The organism is Mesorhizobium kowhaii, from assembly GCF_042431665.1.
GTDB classification, from domain to species: Bacteria; Pseudomonadota; Alphaproteobacteria; order Rhizobiales; family Rhizobiaceae; genus Mesorhizobium; species Mesorhizobium kowhaii.
This window is the reverse complement of the sequence record NZ_JBHLYT010000053.1, coordinates 974,776-993,902: the sequence shown is the minus strand read 5'-3', so window position 1 is coordinate 993,902 and position 19,127 is coordinate 974,776. Positions and strand designations below refer to the sequence as shown.

Here is a 19,127-nt window from a genome sequence, read left to right as displayed (position 1 = left end):
CGGTCGCCCCTACTGCCCTACTGCCTTACTGCCCTAAACGTTCAGCAACAGATATTCCCTCTCCCAAGGACTGATCACTTCCATGAACGTCTCGAATTCCGCCCGCTTGATCGCCGCATAGGTCGCGGCGAAGGACTTGCCCAGATGCGCGCAGAGTTCCTCATCGCCCTCGAACAGGTCGACGGCTTCGAGCAGGCCACGCGGCAGGTCGATCTCGTCGGCGTTGGCTGTGGTCAGGACCGGAGGCTCGGCCTTGATCTTGTTGGTGATGCCGATCAGCCCGCAAGCAAGCGATGCCGCCAGCGCCAGATAGGGGTTGGCATCTGAGGACGGGATGCGGTTTTCGACGCGCCGTGCCGCCGGATCCGAGCGCGGCACACGGAACGCCGTGGTGCGGTTGTCGTAGCCCCATTTGTTGTTGACCGGAGCCGACGCCGCCTGTGTCAGCCGGCGGTAGGAATTCACATAGGGCGCGAACATCACCAGCGCGTTCGGCACATGCTTCTGCATGCCGCCGATGAAATGGAAGAAGTCTTCGGTTTCCGAGCCGTCAGCAGCCGAAAAGATGTTCTGTCCGGTCTTCTTGTCGATGATCGATTGATGGATATGCATGGCCGAGCCAGGCTGTCCCTGGATGGGCTTGGCCATGAACGTGGCATAGATCTCATGCTTGAGCGCCGCCTCGCGAATGGTGCGCTTGAACATGAACACCTGGTCGGCCAGTTCGATCGGGTCGCCGTGGCGCAGATTGATCTCGAGCTGCCCGGCGCCCTCCTCATGGATCAGCGTATCGATCTCCAGGCCCTGGCTCTCGGAGAAATGGTAGATGTCGTCGATCAGTTCGTCGAATTCGTTGACGCCGGCGATCGAATAGCCGGCGCCGCCGCCGATCGCGCGCCCCGAGCGGCCGACAGGCGGCGTCAGCGGATAGTCCGGATCGGGATTCTTGCGCACCAGATAGAATTCGATCTCGGGCGCCACCACCGGCTTCAGGCCGAGCTTGTCATAGGCAGCCACAACGCGCTTCAACACATTGCGCGGCGTGAACTCGACTGAACGTCCGTCCTGGTGGACGAGGTCGCAGATGACCGCGGCCGTCGGGTCTTCTTCCCAGGGCACCACCGTCAGCGTCGACAGGTCCGGCATCAGTTTGAGGTCGCCGTCGTCCTCGGGATAATGGAAGCCGTTGCCATCCTCGGGGTAGCCGCCGGAAATCGTCGTCATGAAGACAGCCGACGGCAGTGCCAGCGAGGTGTTGGAGGTGAATTTCTTCGATGGCATCATCTTGCCGCGCGCAACGCCGGCCTGATCAGGTGTGATGCACTCGATGTCCTCGATGCCGCGCCATTCCAGCCAGGCGCTGACTTCCTTCCAGTTCTTGACGCCACGTTGGTTTTTCACGAAGGCAGGCGTGCGAGCCCGTCCTCCGCGGCTCGACGGACGGACTTCCTTTTTTGCAGGCGGCATCATTCACCAGATTGGGTTGCGGATTGTGGAGTATAGCCGTGCCCCACTATGGAAGGGAAGGGGAGCCGCATCGGGCGTTGGCCGACACGGTTGAAAATCACGCCAATCGGATTAGTTTCGGCCGCCCCAATCCAATCGAGACGTTGAATGCCACACGACAGCAAACTGACGACGATCGGCTTCGATGCCGACGACACGCTCTGGCAGAACGAGCAGTTCTTCCGCATGACGGAGCAGCGCTTTGCCGACATGCTTGCCGATCACGGCGAAGCCGAGCGCATCTCGGCACGATTGCTGGAGGCCGAAAGGCGCAACCTTGCCGTCTATGGCTTCGGCATAAAGGGATTTACGCTATCGATGATCGAAACGGCGATCGAGGTCACGCAAGGCCGCGTGCCGGCTTCGGTCATATCAGAGATTCTCGATGCCGGCCGCGAGATGCTGAGTCATCCGATCGAGGCCCTGCCGCATGCGCGCGAGACTGTCGAGAAGCTTGCCGGCGCATTCCGCCTTGTGCTGATCACCAAGGGCGACCTCTTCGACCAGGAGCGCAAGCTGGCTGGATCAGGCCTCGGAGATCTGTTCGACGCGGTCGAGATCGTCAGCGACAAGAGTGCCGCCACCTATGCCCGCCTGTTCAGCCGCCACGGCGATGGTCCGGCAAAAAGCATGATGGTCGGCAATTCGCTGAAGTCGGACGTGGTGCCGGCCATCGAGGCCGGCGGTTGGGGTGTCCACGTGCCGCATGAACTGACCTGGGTGCTGGAGCATGTCGAGGCTCCGGTGGCCGAACCCAGGTTCCGTCAGATATCCGATCTCGGACAACTGCCCGGACTGGTCGAAAGCATCGCCAATCCGGGCTGATCTCAAGCAATTACAGGAAAAGTGTGAAGCGGTTTTGCGTCCGGAATTGCGTCAGAACAAGATCTCAAGCAATTCCAGGAAAAGTGTGAAGCGGTTCTCTGTCCGGAATTGCGTCAGAACAAAGAGATAGAGCGGCTCTGCGTTTCCATGAAACGATGAACCGCGCTAGCGGCTGATCAGGCGATCGATCACCGGCTGCAGCCGTTCGGGTGTAATCGGCTTGGCGACCACCACGTCGATGACGCTCGACAGGCCCAGGCTCTCCGGCGTGCCATTCTTGGTCGAAAGCAGGATCACCGCCGGGAGCGATTTGCCGGAGGCCCGCCGCAACGCGTCGATGCTGGACATCAGATTGTCGCAGTCCTTGTTGTCGGCGCCGCCATCAAGGACAACCGCACCGGGAATGAGGGACCGCAAGATCTTTGCCGCCATGTCGGGAGATTCCGAGATTGGCTTGAGCCCGGATCGCTCGACGATCTTCGAAATCACCACGCGATTGATTGGCGATCTGCAGACGACGAGCACTCGCGACGGATCGCGGATCATCTCGGTGTTCGAGTCGCGGGCAACAAAATTCAGGTGTCTTGGAGTCTCGCCTTCGCGGTTCACTGGGCACACAAGTCGGCCAAGAAGCTCGCCCCTATTTCAATGCAGAGTTGAATCTCAGGAGCAATTGGCGTGAGATCGCGGCCCATGTCAAGTTGAAATAAAAGGGCCCGAAATCATCTCCGGCAGCAGTGAATTTCAAGCAACGCTACTGTACTGAACTGTCCACGGGCGCGTTTCATAAAAAGAAAATTCACCTGCGCAGAGACTGCGCAGGTGAGGGGTCGGTTGTGTAAGTTCGATCAGCCGTGGCTCTGCTGCGTGACGATCACCGGGATCAAAAGATCGCCCCAGTTGCCGTCGCCGCCGTGGTGCCGTGCCGAGCGCACGAGCTCGACCGAGACGCCTGCCTCGACCGCTTTCATCACCGACTGGTTGAGGCGGTGCAGATCGTTGGCCAGCATGCGGATCGTCGCTTGCTGGTCGACGGTCATCGTGGTGGACTGTTCTTCGGCGCGTTCCTTGACACGGCTTATCGATGCCATTGGTCTTCTCCTTGTGTTCCAAGCCCTGTTGGGCGTTTCCTCTGTGTTTTCTTTCGCTATTCGGCGGCCGGCTTGAATTGCGCGTGCTCGGTCGATTCATGCATGGCGGTGGTCGACGACTGGCCGCCGGTGATCGCCATCGACACGGCGTCGAAATAGCCGGTGCCGACCTCGCGCTGGTGCTTGGTCGCGGTGTAGCCATTGGCCTCAGCCGCGAACTCCGCCTCCTGCAACTCGGAATAGGCCGCCATCTGCCGTGCCTTGTAGCCGCGAGCCAGTTCGAACATGCCGTAGTTGAGCTGGTGGAAGCCGGCGAGCGTGATGAACTGGAACTTGTAGCCCATCGCGCCGAGCTCCTTCTGGAACCTGGCGATCGTCGCGTCGTCGAGGTTCTTTTTCCAGTTGAACGATGGCGAGCAATTGTAGGCGAGCAGCTTGTCGGGGTGATGCTTGCGCACCCCCTCGGCGAATTTCTTGGCCTGCGCCAGGTCGGGCTTCGAGGTCTCGCACCAGATCAGATCCGCGTGAGGCGCATAGGCGATGGCGCGGGCGATGCAGGGTTCGATGCCGTTCCTGACGTGATAGAAGCCTTCCACCGTGCGCCCGGCGCCGTAGTCGACGAAAGGCTGGTCGCGTTCGTCGATGTCGGACGTCAGCAGCTTGGCGGCTTCCGCATCGGTGCGCGCGACGACCAGGGTCGGCGTGCCCATCACGTCCGCCGCCAGGCGCGCGGCGTTGAGGTTGCGGATGTGCGCTGCAGTCGGGATCAGCACCTTGCCGCCGAGATGGCCGCACTTCTTTTCCGAAGCCAGCTGGTCCTCATAGTGAACGCCGGCCGCGCCCGCCTCGATGAAGGCCTTCATGATTTCGAAGGCGTTGAGCGGCCCGCCGAAACCGGCTTCCGCATCGGCGACGATCGGCGCGAACCAGGTTTCGACCGAAAGCCCGTTGCCTTCGGAGGTCTCGATCTGGTCGGCGCGCTGCAGCGTGCGGTTGATGCGCTTGACCAGTTCGGGCGCCGCATTGGCCGGATAAAGCGACTGGTCCGGATACATCGCGCCAGCCGTGTTGGCGTCAGCGGCAACCTGCCAGCCCGACAGGTAGATCGCCTTCAGCCCGGCGCGCACCTGCTGCATCGCCTGGTTGCCGGACATGGCGCCGAGCGCGTTGACGAAGTCCTCCTCGTGGATGAGCTTCCACAACCGGTTGGCGCCCATTTCGGCGAGGCTCTGGCGGATCTGCACCGAACCGCGCAGCCGCTTCACATCCTCCGGAGAATAGGGCCGTTCGATGCCGTCGAAGCGGCCTTCCGGCGCCGATGGGACGAGGTTGTAAAAATTAGTCATGGGTCACTCCGAAGGATTGCTGCACCGTGTCCGGGCACCAATCATCTGCGCGCCGGAATATGACTGAATTTACATTGCGGTGCAAAATGGGCCAGAAAAATCAAGAAAATCGACCGAACATAAGGGAAAACCTGTGTTGTGTTTGACAGGGGGCCGTTGTAAATCTGTTATGATTGTAAAAGGCAACGCAACGAGGTTGCCCGCGAAAGTTATGTAAACTCTTGTCAAGGACAGTCGATGGCTGAGCAGAAAATCTTCGCCGGGCCGCGCATCCGCCGCATCCGCAACGCCAAGGGCCTGACCCAGACGGCGATGGCCGAGGGGCTCGGTATCTCGCCCTCCTATCTCAACCTGATCGAGCGCAACCAGCGGCCGCTGACGGTGCAGCTGATCCTCAAGCTGGCGTCCGTCTACAAGGTCGATCCGCACGAACTGCAGGGCGAGGCACGAGGGTCCGTCGCTGCCTTGAAGGAAGTGTTCACCGATCCACTGCTGGTCGGCGAGTTGCCGGGAGATCAGGAATTGATCGACCTTGCCGAGGCGGCGCCCAACGCGTCCGCGGCGGTGATAAAACTGTTCCGCGCCTATCGCGAGCAGGCCGAGCGCCTGTCCGACCTCAACGAGCTCCTGGCGCGCGAAGGTCGGGCGACGGCACTTTCCGGCGCCCGCCTGCCGATCGACGAGGTGCACGAGATCTTCGAGCGCCGGCCCAACCATTTTGCGGCACTCGAGGAAGAGGCCGCGGCGTTCACCTCGGTGCTCGATCCCGGCGACGATCTGTTCGGCGCGTTGAAGGCCTGGCTGAAGCGCGAATACGGCATCGTGGTCAAGGTGCTGCCGGTCGCCACCATGCCGAACTGGCGCCGCCGCTATGATCGCCATTCGCAGCGCCTGTTCCTGTCCGAACGGCTGTCACCGTTCGACCAGCTGCGCGAAGTGGCGATGGAGGCTTGCCTGATCCGCATGACGGTCGCGGTTGCCGGCGAGATCCAGGCACTCAAATTGACCACGGACGAGGCCCGCCGTCTCGCCCGCTTTGAGCTCGGCCGCTATGCCGCGCATGCGCTGATGATGCCCTACCAGGCCTTTCACGCGGCTGCCATGCGCGCCCGCTATGATATCGACGTTCTGCGTTCGCGCTTCGGCGTCTCTTTCGAACAGGCGGCGAACCGGCTGACCATGCTGCAGCGGCAGGGCGCACTGGGCGTGCCGTTCTTCATGCTGGAGGTCGACAATGCCGGCAACCGCTTCCGCAAGGCCGGCAGCCAGGGCTTTCCGCAAAGCCGCTTCGGCGGCGGCTGTCCCAAGCTGCCCGTGCATGTCGCTTTCACCCAGCCCGGGCAGATCTTCGTCGAGGCGGTGGAAATGCCCGACGGCGCCGAGTTCCTGTGCATCGCCCGCACGCTGGAAGGACCGCAAGGCGCCTTCTCGGAGCGTCCGCGCCGCACGGCGCTGCTGCTTGGGTGCGACATCGGCTTTCGCGAAGACATCGTCTATGGCGCGGCACTTCCCGGTGCGGCAACAACCACCAAGGCGGGCACCGTTACGGCAACGCCGGTCGGACCCGCCTGCCGGCTTTGCGAACGCGTCGGCTGTCTGGCGCGCGCCGAACCGCCGGTGACGCGTCCGCTCGGCCTCGACGAGATGGTGACGGGCTTGAGTGCCTTCGACTTCCAGTGACGCCATGCCCCAGTGACGCCATGCCCCAGTGACGCCGGGCTGGGTGCCACAATTGTCGTCGGTCTCTGGCGCACCCCCGGGCCCCACCTTTGCGTTACGCGAACGGAGTATCTTTTTGTCGTCCCTTGCGCATCGTCCCGTCCACAAAAGCCCGACAGTCGCGCCCATGACCGACACAGCATCATCGCCGAGCGTTGTTTTATCGACCATCTCGCCGCGTCAGGAACGCGTCGGCATGCTCTTGGTGTTCCTTTCGGCGCTGATGTGGAGTTTCGGCGGCACCATTGCCCGCTTCATCGCCGTCGGTGACAGCTGGACGGTTATTTTCTGGCGCTCCGTCTGGGCAGCGGCCTTCCTGATCTGCTTCATGGCCTGGCGCGACGGCTGGCGCGGCATGCTGAAACTGTTCCGCGACATGGGTCTGCCGGGCCTGGCCGTCGGGGTCTGCTTCGCCACCGCATCGACCGCATTCGTCGTCGCGCTTGCCTACACCACCGTCGCCAACATCCTGCTGATGCAGGCCGGCGTGCCGCTTCTGGCGGCGCTGTTTGCCTGGACGTTGTTTCGCGAGAGGGTGACTGTCGCGACCTGGCTGGCGATTGCCGCCGTCATCACCGGTGTCGCCATCATGGTGTCGGAATCGCTTGATGGCGCTGTCTCACCGATAGGCGACGGGCTGGCGCTCTTGATTGCGGTCATGTTCTCGATCGCCACTGTCATCACCCGGCGGTTTTCCGGCGTGCGCATGACGCCGGCAACCTGGCTCGGCACCATGCTTGCGGCGGGCTTTGCTGCTTCGCAGGCTTCGACATTCGCCGTGTCGGCCAGTGACATGGGCTTTCTCTTTGCCTTCGGCGTGGTCAATCTCGGCCTTGGCCTTGCCTTCTTCGCCACCGGCGCGCGGCTGATCCCGGCGGCAGTCGCCGCACTGCTCGGCACGTTCGAGCCGATCCTCGGCCCGATATGGGTTTGGCTTGTCCATTCCGAAGTGCCGTCGGGGCGTACCATCATCGGTGGTGCGGTGGTGGTGACGGCGCTGCTCGTCCATATCGGGCTCGAATTCAAGCGCCAGACACGGCCCGAGCGCGCAGGGGTTACCGGGGTGCCATCGCCTAATTGATGCGGCGTGCAGCTTTGCCATTGACAAATTCGCTGCCGCGCGGGCAGGCTGAGACTACGGCAACAACAAGACAGGCGTATCTTGCCAAGTCTCCCTGCCGGTCAGATCGAGACCGGACCACATCGTCGTATCTCTGCCCCCGCCACGGCGAAAGCCTCTGATGGCACCCGCACGCCTCCCAGGCCGCGACAGGGACACAAAGCCACCACCCGCCGCCTATCGGACCGCCTGCATGGTGTCGGCAGTTCGTGCTTGTTGCTTGCTGGAAAGCTCAATAGTCTGAAACAAATGCCCGGCCGCGTGGGGTCCGCGACGAGCCGGCGAAGGAACACTCATCAAAGGAGAATAGCATGATCCGCAAAGCGCTCTGGCTTTCGGCGACCTCGGTATTTCTGACGCTTTTCACCGCCGGCGGCCATGCCGAAGACCGCGTCGTCAACGTCTTTAACTGGTCGGATTATATCGACAGTTCGATCATCGATGATTTCACCAAGCAAACCGGCATCAAGGTCGTCTACGACACCTACGATTCCAATGAAATTCTCGAAACCAAGCTGCTCGCCGGTGGCAGCGGTTATGATGTCGTGGTGCCGACGGCCAGTCCGTTCCTAGCCCGTCAGATTCAAGCCGGGGTCTATCAGAAGCTGGACAAATCGAAGCTGCCCAACCTTCCCAATATGTGGAACATAGTGATGGAGCGGGTCGCGAAGTTCGATCCCGGTAACGAATACTCGGTCAACTACATGTGGGGAACCACCGGCATCGGCTACAACACCGCCAAGGTCAAGGAAGCGCTAGGCGTCGACAAGATCGACAGCTGGGATTCACTTCTGAAGCCGGAAAACATCGCCAAGCTCGCCAATTGTGGTGTCTACTTCCTGGATTCACCTACCGACATTTTTCCGACGGTGCTGAATTATCTTGGGCTCAAGCCTGACTCGACCTCGCCGGACGACCTTAACAAGGCCACTGATCTCATGTTGAGCATTCGGCCTTCGATCCGCAAATTCCATTCGTCGGAATATATAAACGCACTCGCCAATGGTGACATCTGCGTGGCCGTCGGATTTTCGGGCGACGTCTTCCAGGCCCGTGACCGGGCCGCGGAAGCGAAGAAGGGGGTCGATATCGCCTACGCAATTCCGAAAGAAGGCGCGGAAATGTGGTTTGACGAAATGGCGATCCCGGCTGATGCGCCGCATGCCGCCGAGGCGCATGAATTTATCAACTACATGATGAAACCTGAAGTCATCGCCAAATCCACCAACTTTGTCTTCTACGCCAATGGCAACAAGGCGTCTCAGCCGTTGATCAACAAGGAAATCCTTGACGATCCGACCGTTTATCCGGACGAAGCGATGCTGGGTAAACTCTTTACCGTGGGCCCATACGACCCCAAGACGCAACGTCTCGTCACCAGGGCGTGGACCAAGGTCGTCACGGGACAATAGCAATCGGACGCGACCCCGGCGATAGCTTGCCGCCGGGGTCGCGCTCTTTGAGCAAGATCAGGGGACGGAGTGGGACATGAAATCGCTTGGCAGCATCCGCAGGGATTTCGCGCCATGGAACGACCCGAACGCCAAGCCCTATATTCAGTTCGACAACGTCACCAAGAAATTCGGTGACTTCACCGCCGTCAACAATTTGTCGCTGGCCATCTTCGAGCGCGAGTTCTTCGCGCTGCTTGGCGCCTCAGGCTGCGGGAAGTCGACCCTGCTCAGGATGTTGGCCGGCTTCGAGGAGCCGACAGCCGGCCGTATCCTGCTTGACGGCCAGGATCTACGCGGCATTCCGCCCTACCGGCGGCCGGTCAACATGATGTTCCAGTCTTATGCCCTGTTCCCGCATATGACGGTCGAGAAGAACATCGCCTTCGGCCTCAAGCAGGAAGGCATGCCGGGCCCCGACATCGAAAAGCGCGTCGCCGAGATGCTGAAGCTGGTCAAGCTCGAACAGTTCGCCAAGCGCAAGCCACATCAGCTTTCAGGTGGCCAGCGCCAGCGTGTCGCGCTGGCCCGCTCGGTCGCCAAGCGGCCAAAAGTGTTGCTGCTCGACGAACCGCTTGGCGCTCTTGATAAGAAGCTTCGTGAGGAGACCCAGTTCGAGCTGATGGATTTGCAGCAGGAGCTCGGACTGACCTTCGTCGTCGTCACCCATGACCAGGAGGAGGCGATGACCATGGCCGATCGCATCGCCATCATGGACAAGGGCGAGGTCGTGCAGGTTGCGACGCCCGAGGAGGTCTATGAAGCCCCGGCGTCGCGCTTCGTCGCGCATTTCGTCGGCAACGTGAACATGTTCGAGGGCAAGGTTGCTGAACAGTCGGCGAACACGACCCGCATCACCGGGCCGAGTGGAGCCCAGATCGTCGTCGAGAATGGCGGTCACGCAGCCGCCAATGCCGATATCGTGTTTGCGATCAGGCCGGAGAAGATCAAGGTTTCATCGAAGAAGCCGGCCGACGCCGTCAATGCACTCGAAGGCGAAGTCTACGATATCGCCTATCTCGGCGACATGACGGTCTATCACGTCAGATTGGACGATGGGCAGATCGTGCGGGCAAGCGCCTTGAACGCGGTGCGTGTGACCGAGGATCCGCTGACCTGGAACGACCGTGCCTGGGTTTCCTTCCGGCCTGATGCCGGTGTCGTGCTGACGCGGTAGGGGGCAGCCATGTCGAACGCCGTCATCACCGATGCCGCCGGCCCGTCTGCCGCAGCGGCCAAACCATTCCTTGCGCGGCTGGGCGCCGGTTTCGTCAGCCGCCTGGTCATCATCATCCCCTATGTCTGGCTGCTTTTTTTCTTCCTCGTCCCCTTCATCATCGTCTTCAAGATTTCGCTGTCACAGACGGCGACCGCCATGCCGCCCTATACGCCGGTGCTCGACTTCAAAGACGGCGTCTCAGGGTTCTTCTCCGGCTTCAGGGAGCTCAATTTCGACAACTATGTCTGGCTGACGCAGGACGCGCTGTATTTCAACGCCTATGTCACCAGCGTCATCATCGCCGCCATCTCGACCATGCTGACCTTGCTGGTCGGCTATCCAATTGCCTATGGCATGGCTCGTGCGCCGGCAACGATCAGGCCGACGCTGCTGATGCTGGTCATCCTGCCATTCTGGACCTCGTTCCTGATCCGCGTCTATGCTTGGATCGGTATCCTCAAGCCCGAAGGCTTGCTCAACCAGTTGCTGCTGTCGCTGCACATCATCAACCAGCCGCTGATCATCCTCAACACCTACACGGCCATCTTCATCGGCATCGTCTATTCCTATCTGCCGTTCATGGTGCTGCCGCTCTATTCGTCGCTGGAAAAGATGGATTATTCGCTGATCGAGGCCGCCAAGGATCTTGGCTGCCCGCCGACCAGCGCGTTCTGGAAGATCACCTTTCCGCTGTCGCTGCCCGGGGTCATTGCCGGCTGCCTGCTGGTGTTCATCCCTGCCGTCGGCGAGTTCGTCATCCCCGATCTGCTCGGCGGTTCGCAGACGCTGATGATCGGAAAGACGTTGTGGAACGAGTTCTTCGCCAACCGTGACTGGCCGGTGTCCTCGGCTGTTGCCGTTGTCCTGCTGCTGCTGCTGACCGTCCCGATCATGTTGTTCCAGAGGGCTCAGGCCCGCGCTCAGGAGCAGGACAAATGAACACGAGCTGGAGCCGCTTCAACATCACATCGATCACGCTCGGCTTTGCCTTTCTCTACCTGCCGATCGTGCTGCTCATCGTCTTCTCCTTCAACGAGTCCAAGCTGGTCACGGTCTGGGGCGGCTTCTCTACCAAATGGTACGTGTCACTGTTCCAAAACCAGGGCCTCATGGATGCCGCGTGGGTGACTATCCGCGTCGGCCTCGTCTCGGCTACCGTGGCGACTGTTCTTGGCACGATGGGCGCCTTGGCGCTGACCCGCTACACCCGTTTCCGAGGCAGGGTTCTGTTCTCCGGCATGATCTTCGCGCCGTTGGTGATGCCGGACGTCATCACGGGTCTGTCGCTGCTCTTGCTGTTTGTCGCCGTCGGCATGGACCGGGGCCTGACGACGGTGATCCTGGCGCATATCACCTTCACCATGTGCTTTGTCGCGGTCGTCGTGCAGTCGCGCCTGGTCACTTTCGATCGCTCGCTGGAAGAAGCGGCGATGGATCTGGGCGCGTCGCCGGTGAAGACATTCTTCCAGATCACCTTGCCTGTCATCCTGCCGGCCATCGTCTCGGGGTGGATGCTTGCCTTCACCCTGTCGCTCGACGATTTGGTTGTCGCCAGTTTTGCCTCCGGCCCCGGTGCCACGACGCTGCCGATGAAAATTTACAGCCAGGTCCGCCTTGGCGTGACGCCGGAGATCAACGCGGCCTGCACCCTTCTGATCGCGATCGTCACGGTCGGCGTCATCATCGCTTCGGTCGCCAACAAGCGGCGTGAGGTGCAGCGCCAACTCGACGAACGGGCCGCACAACGCGGCTGAAGCAATTCCAGGAAAAGTGTGAAGCGGTTTTCCCGGGAAAAGCGCATAGCGCTTTCCCTAGGGAATTGCGTCAAGACAAAGAGGCTCTGAGGCCTATTCCCCCGAAACGCCACGGCTGATCGGGGAAATGAACGGTGTGCTCCACGTCCCGCCGACGAAGAACGATGACTGGTTGGGGCCTACCTGGCCATTGGTCTGCGTTGCCGCCTGGTCCGCCTGAATGACTCCGCCGGACAAGGCCAGTCCTCGTCCGGCGTAGGACGCGATCCCGGACAGCCAGAGCTTGTACTTCGCCGAATTGGCTTCGGCCTTGTCTATCCGCGCCACGCCCTTCGAAATGCTGGCCTTGATCTCGGCACCGTCGATCGGCAGCGTTCCGTCGGAAACGTCATCGAGCGCGAAGAAGCCGCCTTGTTCGGTATGCTTGAGGAAGGCTGGCAGGTTGAGCTTGCTCAACGCACCCGGTCCGAAGGTCGCAGAGACCGACCCGTCGGCATTGTCGAAGATGGAATCCCAGGTTCTGCCCGGTCCCTTGAGGATCACCGAGATGGTCCCCGTGCCGACCGGCACCAGCCGCGTCATCCCGGCCGCCGTGGCGAAAGCACCGCTGTCGATGTCGGACGCCAGCAGCCGGATCTCGACCTGCGAGCCTTCCGGCTTGCGGTCGAAGCGAAGGCTGCTCTGGATGTTGCCGCCAAAGGCCGAGGCATCGGAGATATCGAAGACGGAAAGACCATCCTTGACCTGGGCGGTGGCGGCGACGTCGGCCAACTGGATAGGCCCTGCCGTGGCGTGCGCTGCCGACAGCCTGAGATCGAGGTTGATCCTGTCGGCAAAGCTTGTGTCGATGTCGCCGGGTCCCGCGTCTCCGGTCGGCGCCAGCGGCGTGAAGGCCGACAGAAACGATCTGAGGTCGAGTGTGTCGAAGGCGAGCGTGCCGGAGATCACCGGCTGCGCCTCGCCAAGCGAGAGGTCCAGCGCGCCCATTCCCGGATTGTTGTCCAGCGCGATCGCGGTGTTGTCGAACTTGACGCGCCCTGCCGTCGCCGTGATCTTGCTCGAAATGCTGACCGAGCCGATCGCAGCACCTGGAGCGATACCGGCCTGCGACCATTCCAGGACACGCCGCAGCGAAGGTGCCGAGAATTTCGCTTGGCCGTCGAAATAAGCGTTTTCGGACATGCTGGCCGTGCCGTCGAACGAGAAGGTGGCGGGCGCCGCCTTGAAGGACAGCGTGATCGGCGCCGTACCGCCGGCAAACAGCACAAGCGGTTTCGGCGAGGCGACGTCGAGGGCGACGCTTTCGCCGCGCCAGATCCCTGTTGCCGACAGCGTCGCATTGCTGTTCATCGCGGCCCAATTCGCCTGGCCGGACAAGCTGCTCAGGATCTCGACGTCCTTGCCGGCGATGGACGCCACCATGCGGCCGTCGCGAAACTCCACCGTGCCGAAGGTGTCGGCCGGCAGCTTGTCGAGGTCGGGCTTGGCGGGGTCGGCATTGACCACGCCCCTCGCCGTGTCGATGGAACGCGTGATGCGCCCGCCGGTCGGGACGGCGGGCAGGAAAAAGCCGGCCGGCGTTCGCTGAACCCGGATCGTCGGCCGCACCAGCCGCGCCGTCGAAAACTCTACGTCGCCGCGCAAGGCCGCCATGGCGGAAAGGTCAATCTCGACCCGTTCGGCCTCGACTACCGGCGGCGCCTCGGTGTCGGTCCATTGCGAAAGCGTCACATCGGTTAGGATCGCGCGGAATTTCGGCCAGACCTCGATGCGGGGCGAGCCGTCGATGGCGACCCGAAAGCCGCTCCACGCGCTCATTTCCCAGGCGATGCGGTCGCGCACGATGCGGGTGGAGGCGATCAGCGGCAGGGCGGCAACGACCAGCGCGATGACGATCACGGCAGCGCCGATCGCCCATATCCCGCGCCGGATCAAAGATGATGGCATATCGCTCCGTATGCTTCCATTCCGACAAAAATCGCCCGACGGGTGTAACTCCCAGTCGTCACTACGACTTAGGGCTGAGGCATTTCAAGTCTTTATGGCCCGGCGATGGCATTTGCGCACATCTGGTCGCACCGACCGAACAAAATCTTGCTCTGCTGCGCTGCGATATGCATAAGCGGTGGCGACCGTGGAGGAACGATCATGGCTGCCGAAGTACCGCTCTGGACCCCGACGCAAGACCAGATTGACGCCGTGCCGTTGACCGCTTTCATGAAGGCCGCGGCAGTGAAAGCCGGCGAAGCGTTTTCTTCGTATTCGGAGCTTCACCGCTGGTCCGTCGAGGACCGCGAGGGGTTCTGGAGCCTGGTCTGGGATTTCTCCGGCATCGTCGGCGACAAGGGGACCGATGGGGGCGAGCCCGTGCTTGTCGATGGCGACAGGATGCCCGGCGCATCGTTCTTTCCCGAAGCGACGCTGAACTTCGCCGAGAATCTCCTGAAGAAGACCGGCTCGGGCGAGGCAATCGTCTTTCGCGGCGAGGACAAGGTCGAGCGCCGGCTGTCCTGGAACGAGTTGCATGCGCTGACCTCGCGCCTGCAGCAGCTTTTCCTGTCGCTCAAGGTGAAGAAGGGCGACCGCATCGCTGCGATGATGCCCAACATGCCGGAGACCGTTGCCGCCATGCTGGCTGCCGCCTCGATAGGTGCCGTCTGGTCGTCCTGCTCTCCCGATTTCGGCGAGCAGGGCGTGCTCGACCGCTTCGGCCAGATCGAGCCGGTCGTCTTCATCGCGCCCGATGGCTACTGGTACAATGGCAAGGCGATCGAGGTCGCCGACAAGATAGCGGCGGTTGCGGCCAAGCTCGGCACGGTCCGCAAGGTTCTGGTCGTCGACTATCTCGGCACCTCGGGCGATGTCGCTGATATCATCGACAAGGCGGTGGCGCTGGAAGAGGCGCTTTCGCCCTTCGCCGTCAAGCCCGTCACCTTCGAGCGGCTGCCGTTCGCGCATCCGCTCTACATCCTGTTCTCGTCGGGAACGACCGGCATCCCCAAATGCATCGTCCATTCGGCCGGCGGCACGCTGATCCAGCATGTCAAGGAACATCGGCTGCATGCCGGTCTCACCGACGGCGACCGCTTCTTCTACTTCACCACCTGCGGCTGGATGATGTGGAACTGGCTGGTTTCGGGGCTCGCTTCAGGCGCGACGCTGCTGCTCTATGACGGCTCGCCCTTTTACCCCGACGGCAATGTGCTGTTCGACTTCGCCGATGCCGAGAAGATGACCTTCTTCGGCACCTCGGCCAAGTTCATCGATTCCGTGCGCAAGGCCGGTCTCAAGCCGATCCGCACGCATGATCTGTCGAGCGTGAGGGCGATTTCTTCCACCGGGTCGCCGCTGTCGCCGGAGGATTTCCGCTTCGTCTATGACGGCATCAAGAAGGATGTGCACCTGGCCTCGGTCTCCGGCGGCACCGACATCGTCTCCTGCTTCGTGCTCGGCGTGCCGACGCAGCCGGTGTGGACCGGCGAAATCCAGGGGCCTGGCCTCGGCCTTGCCGTCGACGTCTGGGACGACGATGGCAGTCCGATCCGCAAGGAGAAGGGCGAGTTGGTCTGCACCAAGGCGTTTCCGTCGATGCCGATCGGCTTCTGGAACGATCCCGAGGGCAAGAAATACCAGGCGGCCTATTTCGAGCGTTTCGACAATATCTGGTGTCACGGCGATTTCGCCGAATGGACCGCGCATGGCGGCATGATCATCCATGGCCGTTCCGACGCGACGCTCAACCCGGGCGGCGTGCGCATCGGCACGGCGGAGATCTACAACCAGGTCGAACAGATGCCCGAGATTCTGGAAGCACTGTGCATCGGCCAGGATTTCGACAATGACGTGCGCGTCGTGCTGTTCGTTCGGCTAGCTACGGGCGTCAAACTGGATGACGATCTGGAAAAACGCATCCGCTCCAAGATCCGCAGCGGGGCGAGCCCGCGTCACGTGCCTGCCAAGATCGTCGCCGTCACCGACATCCCGCGCACCAAGTCCGGCAAGATCACCGAGCTTGCGGTGCGCGACGTGGTGCACGGCCGCGCCATCAAGAACAAGGAAGCGCTCGCCAACCCCGAGGCGCTGGAGCTGTTCAAGAACCTGCCGCAGCTGGCCGAGTGACCGGGCAGGCATGGTTAACCAAATATGTCGCGAGAATTTACCTAGATTTCACGAGTGGTACACATTCGTAAATTTTTTGGCAGCCCGGTAAGGAGTTGTTAAGGCCCGGCGTCGATAGTCGCACGTAACTTGAGGGAGAAATCCCGTTCCTCAGCCCCCGAGGATCTGAATTCGCTCAAGCCCCGTTGTGACAGCAATCCCATCTCTTAAGGCGTCCTCTTGGGCGCCTTTTCTTTGTGCTCCAACCACATCGAACAGGACGGAACACGTGCAACACCAAGTAGCTTGTCCGGCGATAAAGGGCTGGATGATCCTTCATTGGAAATCAGTCAGGTGACTGGCGATAGGTCATCGAAGGCCCCGCAAGGGCCTTGTGAATCAAGTCAGACCTCCCTTGGAAATTCTTTATGATTCCAGGGCTGGTTTCCAGGCCAAGGTTTGACTATGCCGCAATTGCTTGAGTGTTGCCCGCAATCACCTCCAATTTTCTGTCTCTGGACGACAAATGGCATTGCGTGTCAAAAAGAAATTCTACTCATTTCGGTGTGGAGAAAATCTTGGGTCTTCGGGAAGACAAGAAGGATCGCACGCGGACTCAGTTGCTTGAGGCTGGGCTGGACTTGATCCACAAGCGCGGGTTTGAGGCGACTACTGTTGCCGATATCGCTGCCGCTGTCGGCGTTTCGCCTCGTACCCTGTTGCGCTATTTCCCGACCAAGGAAGATGTGATCGTCAGCTGGGTGCAGGACGGTATGACGATCATCCGGGAGGAACTCGAGGAGCGGCTCAAGTCGGAGCCGCCGGTTGTCGCGCTTCTCGCCTCAGCGCGGGCGATGCTCGCGGTTTTCGAGGAGAAATCTCGTTTCTTCCTCGCCATCGAGACTGCGATCCGTTCCAACAGGAGCATTTCCGCGCGCAAGGAACAGATGATCGCTGAGCTGATCGACGAAGTCGCTCGAATTCTGGCCTCACCGGACAGACCGTGTCGGCTCCCCGGTGTTGTCGCCTATACGGTATCAGGAACCGTTTTCGCGCTCATTCGGGCGACAATCAGCAGCTGGGTAGAAGGACGAGAGGGAATGTCACTCCCCGATATCTTCGACCAGGCCGCCACCGTCGTGCATTTCGAGACAAATGGCACTGAATGACATTTGTCGTTGACAGACATAATATTCCATGCGATCCAGCGCCCGCTGCTAGGCAGCTTGCGAAAAGGCGCTGCCCATGAGGGGCACGCTCGTTGGAGATATGGATGTCCACATACGAAAAGATTGCGCTCGTAACGGGCGCGACCCGCGGTCTTGGCTTTGAAACGGTTCGCCAACTTGCGCGAAACGGAGTGTTTGTCCTGCTGGGCGCACGCGATCTTGCAACTGGCCAGGAGAGGGCTGAAGCACTACGCGCGGAAGGGTTGGCGGTCGAGGCAATCGAGATCGACCTCAATCGACCGGAAACCATCGACGCAGCCGCATCAACAATCGATGAACAATTCGGCAGGCTCGACATCCTGATCAACAACGCCGGAATTCTGCTGCTCGACACCGACGATTTTCCAAGCGTGGCCCCAACGCAGACCCTGCGTGAAACGTATGAGGTCAATTTCATCGGCACCGTGCTCGTGACGCAGAAACTGTTGCCGCTCATCCGCAAGGCGGCCAGCGGCCGCATCGTCAACCTGTCGAGCAGCGTCGGGTCTCTTTGGTGGAATGGCGATCCCGCCAATCCATCGCCCGATATCAAATGGCTTGGCTATGCTGCCTCCAAGGCGGCGCTCAACATGCTGACCGTACAGTTGGCCTTCGAACTGCGCGATACACCGATCAAGGTGAACTCGGTCTGCCCCGGCTACGTCATGACGGATTTAAATAGAGGTGGCGGCTACGTCACGATCGAGGACGGCGTTCGGGCATCTGTCAAATACGCCTTGCTGGATGATGCTGGACCGACTGGCCAATTCTTCAACACTAACGGACTGATCAACTGGTGACGGCCAGAGGTTCCGGATTTTGACTCTCATCCCAACTCAAGGAGTATGAACGGTGAAACCGTCCATCAGCGACATCATTGAGGTCAATCAAATTCTGTCGCTCTGGGGACACCTTGTCGACAAGCGCGCGTGGGACCGGTTCGGCGAAGTCTTCACCGAGGATGCCCACTTTGACTCGAGCGTTTTCGGATTTGCTCCCGTCACCGGAATTGAAGCGATCCGCCATATGGCAAGCCAGGACGGCCACGCCAAGGCCCATCACACGACAAACGTATATGTTCAGGAGGGCCCAAACGACGAGATCGACGCGATGTCGAAAGGCCTTGGCTTGCTGTTGGACGGCTCGGTAGCGAGCGTTACCTACACGGATCGGCTCCAGCGGACGCCGGATGGCTGGCGTTTGGCGAGTCGCGTACTCGCTCTTCAACCCGCGTCGCCTTGAAAAGCGCGGCATGTCTGCGGTCAGCCTGTTGATGACCAAAATCCTGCGGAGAATGGCCGTCCATGCCTGAAATTCGTTGGGGAAACAGAGCCGCTTGGCTGCTTGCGGCGTTCTTCCTGGTTGGAGCCTACGGGAACACCTTCGTCACTGCCGAGATTGCCGCGGACTACGCCCGGTGGGTTATCCGCAAAGCTTCCACTATCTAACGGCAATCTTCGAATTCACGACTGCTGTCATGCTGATCTTCAGGCCTCTCCGCCTCTACGGATCGCTGCTCGGGAGTGCCGTCATGCTGGCCGCTGCGGGGACGGTGATACTCCATGGCGAGTACGCTCATGCAATGCCGCCCTTTATGGTTCTGGCCGTTTGCCTGCTTGTTGCCATTCTGACCGTCAGGTCGAGACGATCACGGCATCGAGCCTGAATCGGCTACTGTGCCTATGATCTGGAACCGCAAAGTCTGGTTATGGCGCCAGGCAACCGATCCGAGCAGATACGCTATATCCGAAGGACGCCGAAACGGCTGCGAGTTGCCACGTCAAGCCGCT

At 61.0% G+C, this 19,127-nt stretch carries 17 protein-coding genes; 12 read left to right on the top strand and 5 right to left on the bottom strand.

Features of this window, described 5'->3' with window-relative positions; all coding sequences use genetic code 11:
• Positions 1-33: 33 nt before the first annotated feature.
• A complete protein-coding gene (locus ACFFNA_RS31990; RefSeq protein ID WP_378923762.1) occupies positions 34-1,470 on the bottom strand; it encodes a glutamine synthetase family protein in 1,437 nt (478 codons plus the stop codon).
• A 144-nt stretch (positions 1,471-1,614) separates the two neighbouring features.
• On the opposite strand from ACFFNA_RS31990, the gene ACFFNA_RS31985 reads away from it, so the two are divergent.
• Positions 1,615-2,331 (top strand): HAD family hydrolase, encoded by a 717-nt coding sequence (locus ACFFNA_RS31985; protein ID WP_378923761.1) that lies wholly within the window; start codon positions 1,615-1,617, stop codon positions 2,329-2,331.
• A 165-nt stretch (positions 2,332-2,496) separates the two neighbouring features.
• Here ACFFNA_RS31985 and ACFFNA_RS31980 read toward each other — a convergent pair whose 3' ends face one another.
• The 3 genes from ACFFNA_RS31980 to aceA form a co-directional block, all read right to left on the bottom strand.
• Positions 2,497-2,940 carry an ANTAR domain-containing protein gene (locus ACFFNA_RS31980; protein WP_378923760.1) on the bottom strand — a complete coding sequence of 148 codons (444 nt, stop codon included), beginning with the start codon at positions 2,938-2,940 and terminating at the stop codon, positions 2,497-2,499.
• 239 nt (positions 2,941-3,179) lie between these two features.
• The gene (locus ACFFNA_RS31975; RefSeq protein WP_111546723.1) at positions 3,180-3,422 is read right to left on the bottom strand and encodes an SMc00767 family acetate metabolism repressor; all 243 of its coding nucleotides are present in this window, start codon (positions 3,420-3,422) and stop codon (positions 3,180-3,182) included.
• A gap of 56 nt (positions 3,423-3,478) precedes the next feature.
• Complete coding sequence (aceA, locus tag ACFFNA_RS31970) at positions 3,479-4,768, bottom strand: isocitrate lyase (RefSeq protein ID WP_378923759.1); 1,290 nt, start codon at positions 4,766-4,768, stop codon at positions 3,479-3,481.
• A 237-nt stretch (positions 4,769-5,005) separates the two neighbouring features.
• Between aceA and ACFFNA_RS31965 the strand changes: the two genes are divergently transcribed.
• From ACFFNA_RS31965 to ACFFNA_RS31940, 6 genes are all read left to right on the top strand, one after another.
• Positions 5,006-6,448, top strand: coding sequence for a helix-turn-helix domain-containing protein (locus ACFFNA_RS31965; protein WP_378923758.1), 1,443 nt, complete (start codon positions 5,006-5,008; stop codon positions 6,446-6,448).
• A gap of 166 nt (positions 6,449-6,614) precedes the next feature.
• The gene (locus ACFFNA_RS31960) at positions 6,615-7,568 is read left to right on the top strand and encodes a DMT family transporter (RefSeq protein ID WP_378923757.1); all 954 of its coding nucleotides are present in this window, start codon (positions 6,615-6,617) and stop codon (positions 7,566-7,568) included.
• Positions 7,569-7,918: 350 nt separating this feature from the next.
• Complete coding sequence (locus tag ACFFNA_RS31955; RefSeq protein ID WP_378923756.1) at positions 7,919-9,019, top strand: polyamine ABC transporter substrate-binding protein; 1,101 nt, start codon at positions 7,919-7,921, stop codon at positions 9,017-9,019.
• 76 nt (positions 9,020-9,095) lie between these two features.
• Positions 9,096-10,235: an ABC transporter ATP-binding protein gene (locus ACFFNA_RS31950; RefSeq protein WP_378923755.1), complete on the top strand. Its 1,140-nt coding sequence runs from the start codon at positions 9,096-9,098 to the stop codon at positions 10,233-10,235.
• A 9-nt stretch (positions 10,236-10,244) separates the two neighbouring features.
• The gene (locus ACFFNA_RS31945) at positions 10,245-11,216 is read left to right on the top strand and encodes an ABC transporter permease subunit (protein WP_378923754.1); all 972 of its coding nucleotides are present in this window, start codon (positions 10,245-10,247) and stop codon (positions 11,214-11,216) included.
• On the top strand, positions 11,213-12,031 hold the full coding sequence (locus ACFFNA_RS31940; RefSeq protein WP_378923753.1) for an ABC transporter permease: 819 nt from the start codon (positions 11,213-11,215) through the stop codon (positions 12,029-12,031). Before ACFFNA_RS31945 ends, ACFFNA_RS31940 begins: the two co-directional genes overlap by 4 nt.
• Before the next feature lie 93 nt (positions 12,032-12,124).
• Here the strand turns inward: ACFFNA_RS31940 and ACFFNA_RS31935 are convergent, their stop codons facing one another.
• Positions 12,125-13,978 carry an AsmA family protein gene (locus ACFFNA_RS31935; RefSeq protein WP_378923752.1) on the bottom strand — a complete coding sequence of 618 codons (1,854 nt, stop codon included), beginning with the start codon at positions 13,976-13,978 and terminating at the stop codon, positions 12,125-12,127.
• A 201-nt stretch (positions 13,979-14,179) separates the two neighbouring features.
• On the opposite strand from ACFFNA_RS31935, the gene ACFFNA_RS31930 reads away from it, so the two are divergent.
• From ACFFNA_RS31930 to ACFFNA_RS31910, 5 genes are all read left to right on the top strand, one after another.
• On the top strand, positions 14,180-16,150 hold the full coding sequence (locus tag ACFFNA_RS31930; protein WP_378923751.1) for an acetoacetate--CoA ligase: 1,971 nt from the start codon (positions 14,180-14,182) through the stop codon (positions 16,148-16,150).
• Positions 16,151-16,611: 461 nt separating this feature from the next.
• A complete protein-coding gene (locus tag ACFFNA_RS31925) occupies positions 16,612-17,298 on the top strand; it encodes a TetR/AcrR family transcriptional regulator (protein WP_245446170.1) in 687 nt (228 codons plus the stop codon).
• A gap of 104 nt (positions 17,299-17,402) precedes the next feature.
• Positions 17,403-18,137 carry an SDR family oxidoreductase gene (locus tag ACFFNA_RS31920; protein ID WP_111546815.1) on the top strand — a complete coding sequence of 245 codons (735 nt, stop codon included), beginning with the start codon at positions 17,403-17,405 and terminating at the stop codon, positions 18,135-18,137.
• 52 nt (positions 18,138-18,189) lie between these two features.
• Complete coding sequence (locus ACFFNA_RS31915) at positions 18,190-18,579, top strand: nuclear transport factor 2 family protein (protein WP_111546714.1); 390 nt, start codon at positions 18,190-18,192, stop codon at positions 18,577-18,579.
• Positions 18,580-18,754: 175 nt separating this feature from the next.
• On the top strand, positions 18,755-19,003 hold the full coding sequence (locus tag ACFFNA_RS31910) for a hypothetical protein (protein WP_378923750.1): 249 nt from the start codon (positions 18,755-18,757) through the stop codon (positions 19,001-19,003).
• The last annotated feature ends 124 nt before the right edge of the window (positions 19,004-19,127 follow it).

What these genes read in the sequence shown, in the direction of transcription:
- ACFFNA_RS31990 (WP_378923762.1), bottom strand. Translation starts at nt 1,470, where the DNA reads ATGATGCCGCCTGCAAAAAAGGAAGTCCGTCCGTCGAGCCGCGGAGGA.
- ACFFNA_RS31985 (WP_378923761.1), top strand. Translation starts at nt 1,615, where the DNA reads ATGCCACACGACAGCAAACTGACGACGATCGGCTTCGATGCCGACGAC.
- ACFFNA_RS31975 (WP_111546723.1), bottom strand. Translation starts at nt 3,422, where the DNA reads ATGGCATCGATAAGCCGTGTCAAGGAACGCGCCGAAGAACAGTCCACC.
- aceA (WP_378923759.1), bottom strand. Translation starts at nt 4,768, where the DNA reads ATGACTAATTTTTACAACCTCGTCCCATCGGCGCCGGAAGGCCGCTTC.
- ACFFNA_RS31965 (WP_378923758.1), top strand. Translation starts at nt 5,006, where the DNA reads ATGGCTGAGCAGAAAATCTTCGCCGGGCCGCGCATCCGCCGCATCCGC.
- ACFFNA_RS31960 (WP_378923757.1), top strand. Translation starts at nt 6,615, where the DNA reads ATGACCGACACAGCATCATCGCCGAGCGTTGTTTTATCGACCATCTCG.
- ACFFNA_RS31955 (WP_378923756.1), top strand. Translation starts at nt 7,919, where the DNA reads ATGATCCGCAAAGCGCTCTGGCTTTCGGCGACCTCGGTATTTCTGACG.
- ACFFNA_RS31950 (WP_378923755.1), top strand. Translation starts at nt 9,096, where the DNA reads ATGAAATCGCTTGGCAGCATCCGCAGGGATTTCGCGCCATGGAACGAC.
- ACFFNA_RS31945 (WP_378923754.1), top strand. Translation starts at nt 10,245, where the DNA reads ATGTCGAACGCCGTCATCACCGATGCCGCCGGCCCGTCTGCCGCAGCG.
- ACFFNA_RS31940 (WP_378923753.1), top strand. Translation starts at nt 11,213, where the DNA reads ATGAACACGAGCTGGAGCCGCTTCAACATCACATCGATCACGCTCGGC.
- ACFFNA_RS31935 (WP_378923752.1), bottom strand. Translation starts at nt 13,978, where the DNA reads ATGCCATCATCTTTGATCCGGCGCGGGATATGGGCGATCGGCGCTGCC.
- ACFFNA_RS31930 (WP_378923751.1), top strand. Translation starts at nt 14,180, where the DNA reads ATGGCTGCCGAAGTACCGCTCTGGACCCCGACGCAAGACCAGATTGAC.
- ACFFNA_RS31920 (WP_111546815.1), top strand. Translation starts at nt 17,403, where the DNA reads ATGTCCACATACGAAAAGATTGCGCTCGTAACGGGCGCGACCCGCGGT.